The organism is Stenotrophomonas sp. 3diitr2024 (assembly GCF_042136455.1).
Taxonomy (GTDB): domain Bacteria; phylum Pseudomonadota; class Gammaproteobacteria; order Xanthomonadales; family Xanthomonadaceae; genus Stenotrophomonas; species Stenotrophomonas sepilia.
The window spans coordinates 1-5,773 of sequence record NZ_JBHHMJ010000085.1; the positions used below are offsets into that span (position 1 = coordinate 1).

Here is a 5,773-nt window from a genome sequence, read left to right on the forward strand (position 1 = left end):
CTTTCGCCTGCTTCTGTAGAGCCGAGCCAATGCTCGGCTGCCTTTTGCAGATCAGCCGAGCGTGGGCTCGGCTCTACAGGTGGGAGGGGCGCCCATAGGCGCCCGATACCTCATTTCTTCAGGCTGTCGCGGATCTCGCGCAGCAGCACCACTTCTTCGGCCGGCGCCGCCGGGGCAGCTTCCTTCTTCCGCGACAGCCGGTTGATCGCCTTGACCACGATGAAGATCGCGAAAGCCACGATCACGAACTGGATGACGGTGTTGATGAAGTCGCCGTAGCCAACCACCACCGCCGGGATCTCCTTGCCATCCGGTCCGAGCCGGGCTGGCGACAACGTCCAGGCCAGGCTGGAGAAATCCACGCGCCCGATCAGGTAGCCCAGCGGCGGCATGATGATCTTCTCGACCAGCGCCGTCACGATCTTGCCGAAGGCTGCGCCGATCACCACACCGACGGCGAGGTCGATGACGTTGCCGCGCATGGCGAATTCCTTGAACTCGGTGAGCATTCCCATTGTTGTTTTTCTCCGGTGGGGAAGTGGACAGCGCGCAGGGTAGCGCAGGTGATGTCAGCCGGCGATCACGCCGTGGCGCTCGGCCACGTTTTCAAGGCGGGCACTGAAGCGGTCGCCGGGCTTCAACGCAGCCACCCCGGACGGGGTGCCCATGAACACCAGGTCGCCGGCACGCAGCTGCCACAGCTTGGACAGCTCATGCAGGATCTCCGGCACGTTCCAGATCATCTGGTCGAGCAGTGCCTGCTGGCGCACTTCGCCGTTGACCTCCAGCGACAGGTTCAGCGCGGCCAGGTCGCCGACTTCCTCGGCGTGGACGATTTCGCTGATCGGCGCGGAGGCGTCGAAGCCCTTGGCCGCGTCCCACGGGTGGCCCTTGTCCTTGGCCGCGGCCTGCAGGTCGCGGCGGGTCAGGTCCAGGCCGACGGCGTAACCATAGACCAGCGCATCGGCGTCGGCCACGGCCAGCTCGCCGGTGGGCGCATCGCGCCCGATCGCCACCACCAGTTCCACTTCGTGGTGCAGGTTGGCGGTTGCCGGCGGGTAGGGGATGGCATCGTCGTGGCCGACCACGATCGCATCGGCCGGCTTGCTGAAGAACATCGGGCGGCCGCGGTCATCGGCCGCCGGCACCGCCGCGCCCATCTCGCGGGCGTGGTCGGCGAAATTGCGGCCGACGCAGTAGATGCGGTGCACGGGGAAGCTGCCGCCACCGGCTACCGGTACACGCGGCAGGGCTACGGCAGGGATCACATCGGAGACATCGGACATGCGGGCATCCAGGAAGGGCGTGCCCGCAGTCTAGAACGCATGGCGCCCGCCGTCAGCGGGCGCGGAAGGCCTGGATCAGCGCGAGGCCGGCAACACCGGCTTGCGCACCACGCGGTACTCGCCTTCAACCACGGTCGGGTCAACCGGACGCGCAACGCCCGGCTTGCGCGAAGCCAGCAGCTTCCACGCCAGGCCGACCAGGATCATCGCCGCGCCAACGAACACACCGATGAACACCATCGCCGCCAGGATCGCCAGGCCAAGCAGGCCCACGGCGACGCGCACCAGCGGATGACGCGGCTTACGCGGCGCGAACAGGGTGCGGAACTGGTTGAAGGCGGATGCGCGATTGAACATGGCGGCTCGATAGGCTGGGATCAGCGAAAACAGAGTATCGGGACGCGCCACTGTCATTGAGTGAAAAACTCGTTAAATATAGCCTGTGCTTATTACGGATCAATGACTTGTGTTCATGTCGCAGCCAGTCACCTGAGCAGGCATGCGACAATTCCGGTTTACCGTCCGAGCCTTTGCCATGACTATCGCTGCTGCCCTGATCGCCCTTGATGCCATTGCCGATGGCGCGTTTGCCGAGGTCGAAGCGGTGGTCGATGGCGATGCCGAATCGCTGGTGCTGTACCGCGACGGCGCGCAGGTGCGCGCGTTCCTGAACATCTGCCCGCACGCTGGCCGCCGCCTGGACTGGGCCCCAGGCCAGTTCCTGAAGAGCCGTGAGGGCCACCTGGTATGCGCCGCGCATGGCGCCTCGTTCACGCTGGACAGCGGCGACTGCATCGCCGGCCCGTGCAAGGGTGACCGCCTGCGTACGGTGCCGGTGGACGTACGCGACGGGCTGGTCTACCTGGCCTGAGGCCAGCTGGGGGTCGGATCCGTTTTCCGCAGGAAAACGGCTCTGACCCCATCAAACCAGGAGCAGTCGAGCATGGCTCGACGCTACAAAAGGCATCCACGCATGGCGTGGATCTACTGTAGAACCTAACCCTCAGAACATCAGGTTGATCATCAGCACCACCACGCAGGTATAGATCAGCGACAGCGGGCCGCCGACCCGCCACATCTCGCGCGGGGTGTAGTTGGCCGGGCCAGTGATCATCGAGATCACCGGGTTGGAGGCCGTCATCAGGTTGTTGGACGCCGACAGCGCCACGATCAGCGCGAACGCGGTCGGGTTGCCCCCCGCTGCCAGTGCCAGGTTCACCGCGATCGGCACCATCACGATGGTCGCACCCACATGGCTGATCACCAGCGAGAACGCCGTGGTCAGCAGCGCCAGCGCCACCTCCAGCACCCACACCGGAATGCCGGTCGGCAGCTTGTCGATGGTATGGCCGGCCACCCACGCGGCCGCACCGCTGGAGTCCATCGCCCAGCCGAGCGGAATCAGCCCGGCCATCATGAACACCGTCTTCCAGTTGATCGAGGCATACGCCTCGTCCATGCGCAGCACGCCGGTCAGCAGCATGCCGGCCACGCCGGTCATCAGCGTCAGCGCCACCGGCAGCTTGCTGGTCAGCGCGATCAGGATGGTCAGCGCGAAGATCGCCATCGCAATCTTGAACTTGTGCGGGCGCTGCTCGCCGGTCGGATAGTCGGTCACCACCACGAAGTCGCGGCTGCGCGCGGCCTGCGCCAGGTCGGTCCAGATGCTGTGGAACACCAGCATGTCGCCGGCGCGCAGCTGCACGTCGCGCACGTCCTCGCGGATCACCTGCTTGTCGCGGTTGATCGCCAGCAGGCTGATGCCGCGCTCCTTGCGAAGTCGCAGATCGGCCGCACTCTTGCCGATCACGTTCGAGGTCGGTGGCACCACTGCCTCGGAAATGCCGGCGCGGCTGGGGTTGAACAGGTCACCCAGGTGCTTCAGGCGCGAGGACATGCGCAGGAACTGGTTCTGCGCGAAGTCGCTGATCTGCTGGCGCGGTCCCATCGCACCGAGCACGCTGCCGACCCAGATGCGCATCTCCGCCGGCGGCGCCAGGCGGGTGTCGTTGCCGGTCTTCAGGGCCAGCAGCAGCGGCGCATCGTGCAGGGTCTCGGCCTCGCCCAGGGTCATGCCCACCAGCGGGCTCTCGGCGGTCACCACCAGCTCGAACACATCGCCTTCGATGCCATAGGTCTTGGCGAAGTAGCTCTCGGTGCGCGCCGGGGTGACCCCGTCATTGACCAGGCTTTCCTCTTCGATCAGCTTGCGGTCGCCGTAGTAGCGGAAGTACAGCAACGAAGCGATCAGCAACGCCACACCGATCGGCAGCGGCGCGAACATGCGCAGCGGCTCGATGGTGGCCAGGCCGGAGGGAAGGTTGTTGTTGGCCGAGGCCAGCAGATCGTTCAGCAGGATCAGCGGCGAATTGCCGACCATGGTCAGTGCACCGCCCATCACGATCGCCGCCGAGATCGGCAGCAGCAGGCGCTGCATCGTCAGCCCGGTGCGCGCTGCCAGTCGTGAGGCAACCGGCAGATACAACGCCATCACCGACGGGTTCTGCATGAAGGAGGAGTTCAGGCCGGCGATGGCGGTGGTCATCATCAGCAGCCGTTGCTCGACACCGTGGCCGCGCCGCAGCAGCCAGGCCGCCAGCCGGTTCAGCGCCCCGGTGCGGTCCAGGCCCGCACCGAGGATGGTGGTGGCGATGATGCTCATCACCGCGTTACCGGAGAAACCGCCGAAGATCTCCTCCGGCGCGATCAGCCCAGTGACACCAAGCACCACCAGCACCACCAGCGCGACCACGTCGGCGCGGATGCGCTCGAACAGGAACATCGCCATCGTGAAGCCGACCAGCCCGAGCACGAGCTTCATGTCGTTGGTCAGCGTCAGCGCGGTATCCATGTGGGGCGCGGCGTCCTCAGGCGATCGTCAGGTGCGGTCGTACAGCAGGTCCCAGACGCCGTGGCCCAGCTTCTGGCCGCGGGTCTCGAAGTGCGTCTGCGGGCGCCAGTCCGGACGCGGCACGCTGCCACGCGGGCCGGCGCGGTTGACCAGGCCGGCAGTCGCGTCAAGCACGTCCCACATCTGCTCGGCGTAGTCTTCCCAGTCGGTGGCGCAGTGCAGGCGGCCACCCGGGCGCAGCTTGCGCACCAGCAGCTCGGCGAATGCCGGCTGCAGCAGGCGGCGCTTGTTGTGGCGCTTCTTGTGCCACGGGTCCGGGAAGTAGATGCGCACTTCATCGAGCGCGCCATCGGCGATCTCGTTCTGCAGCACTTCCACCGCGTCATGGTGGTACAGGCGCACGTGGTCGGCATTGTCCTCAGCCAGCGCGTTCAGCAACCGGCCCACGCCGGGGGCGTGCACTTCGATGCCGATGTAGTCGCGCAATGGGTCGTGCTGGGCGGCGAAGCGCAGCGCGGCACCGTTGCCGAAGCCGATCTCCAGCACCTTGTGTGCCGGGCGGCCGAAGGTGGCGTCCAGGTCGCGCGGCTGGCCGTTGTAATCGATGCCGAAGCGCGGCCAGCGTTCGTCGAACGCGCGCTGCTGGGCGGGAGTGAAACGGCCTTGGCGCAATACGAAGCTGCGCACCTCGCGGCGGCCCTCGCTCACGGTGAAGGGCTTGGGCGGGGCCTTGGAACCGGCGCTGTCAAAAGGATTGGTCATCAGCCGATCAGCCCATCCACCGGCGAGGAGGCGCTGGCGTAGCGCTTGCGCGGGATGCGCCCGGCCAGGAAGGCCTCGCGGCCGGCCTCGACCGCCTTGCGCATCGCGCTGGCCATCAGCACCGGGCTGCGCGCACCGGCAATGGCGGTGTTCATCAGCACGCCGTCGCAGCCCAGCTCCATCGCGATCGCCGCGTCCGACGCGGTACCCACGCCGGCATCAACGATGATCGGGACCTTGGCGTCTTCGATGATCTGCAGCAGGTTGTACTTGTTCTGGATGCCCAGGCCCGAACCGATCGGCGCGGCCAGCGGCATCACCGCAGCGCAGCCGATCTCTTCCAGGCGCTTGGCCAGGATCGGGTCGTCGGAGGTATAGACCATCACCTCGAAACCGTCCTTGACCAGCTGCTCGGCGGCCTTCAGGGTCTGCATCACGTCCGGGTACAGGGTCTTCTGGTCGCCGAGCACTTCCAGCTTCGTCAGGTTGTGGCCGTCCAGCAGTTCACGGGCCAGGCGGCACGTACGCACCGCGTCCTCGGCGGTGTAGCAGCCGGCGGTGTTGGGCAGGATGGTGAAGCGCTCCGGCGGCAGCACGTCCAGCAGGTTCGGCTCGCCCGGGTTCTGCCCGATGTTGGTGCGGCGGATGGCCACGGTGACGATCTGGGCACCAGCGGCCTCGGTCGCCAGGCGGGTTTCTTCCAGGTCCTTGAACTTGCCGGTGCCGGTCAGCAGCCGCGAGCCATAGGTCTTGCCGGCGATTACCAGCGAATCGGGGGAGACATGAACGTTCATGGCGCGATTATCGCTTATCCGCCTGAAGATGGGGTCACGTAGAGGGCGGGGTCGAGCGTGGGGGGGGGGGGGGGGGGGGG

7 protein-coding genes are annotated in these 5,773 nt (G+C 66.6%); 1 reads left to right on the top strand and 6 read right to left on the bottom strand.

The annotated features are described in order from the left end of the window. Positions 1–110 precede the first annotated feature (110 nt). The 3 genes from mscL to ABGA94_RS01910 all read right to left on the bottom strand — a co-directional run bounded on the left by mscL (position 111) and on the right by ABGA94_RS01910 (position 1,643). Complete coding sequence (mscL, locus tag ABGA94_RS01900) at positions 111–515, bottom strand: large-conductance mechanosensitive channel protein MscL (RefSeq protein ID WP_005418809.1); 405 nt, start codon at positions 513–515, stop codon at positions 111–113. Between the two features lie 54 nt (positions 516–569). Then, on the bottom strand, positions 570–1,286 hold the full coding sequence (locus ABGA94_RS01905) for a fumarylacetoacetate hydrolase family protein (RefSeq protein ID WP_005418807.1): 717 nt from the start codon (positions 1,284–1,286) through the stop codon (positions 570–572). Positions 1,287–1,361: 75 nt separating this feature from the next. Further along, entirely contained in the window at positions 1,362–1,643 is a 282-nt protein-coding gene (locus ABGA94_RS01910) for a hypothetical protein (RefSeq protein WP_005410817.1), read from the bottom strand. 178 nt (positions 1,644–1,821) lie between these two features. On the opposite strand from ABGA94_RS01910, the gene ABGA94_RS01915 reads away from it, so the two are divergent. Next, complete coding sequence (locus ABGA94_RS01915) at positions 1,822–2,157, top strand: Rieske (2Fe-2S) protein (protein WP_065185296.1); 336 nt, start codon at positions 1,822–1,824, stop codon at positions 2,155–2,157. A gap of 132 nt (positions 2,158–2,289) precedes the next feature. Here the strand turns inward: ABGA94_RS01915 and ABGA94_RS01920 are convergent, their stop codons facing one another. The 3 genes from ABGA94_RS01920 to ABGA94_RS01930 are packed head-to-tail and all read right to left on the bottom strand — an operon-like array spanning position 2,290 to position 5,693. Continuing rightward, positions 2,290–4,137 carry an SLC13 family permease gene (locus ABGA94_RS01920; protein ID WP_005418803.1) on the bottom strand — a complete coding sequence of 616 codons (1,848 nt, stop codon included), beginning with the start codon at positions 4,135–4,137 and terminating at the stop codon, positions 2,290–2,292. A gap of 27 nt (positions 4,138–4,164) precedes the next feature. Then, entirely contained in the window at positions 4,165–4,899 is a 735-nt protein-coding gene (trmB, locus tag ABGA94_RS01925; protein WP_375366226.1) for a tRNA (guanosine(46)-N7)-methyltransferase TrmB, read from the bottom strand. Continuing rightward, positions 4,899–5,693, bottom strand: a complete 795-nt coding sequence (locus tag ABGA94_RS01930; protein WP_005418798.1) for a thiazole synthase — start codon at positions 5,691–5,693, stop codon at positions 4,899–4,901. The genes trmB and ABGA94_RS01930 overlap by 1 nt, the downstream gene beginning before the upstream one ends. Positions 5,694–5,773 lie beyond the last annotated feature (80 nt).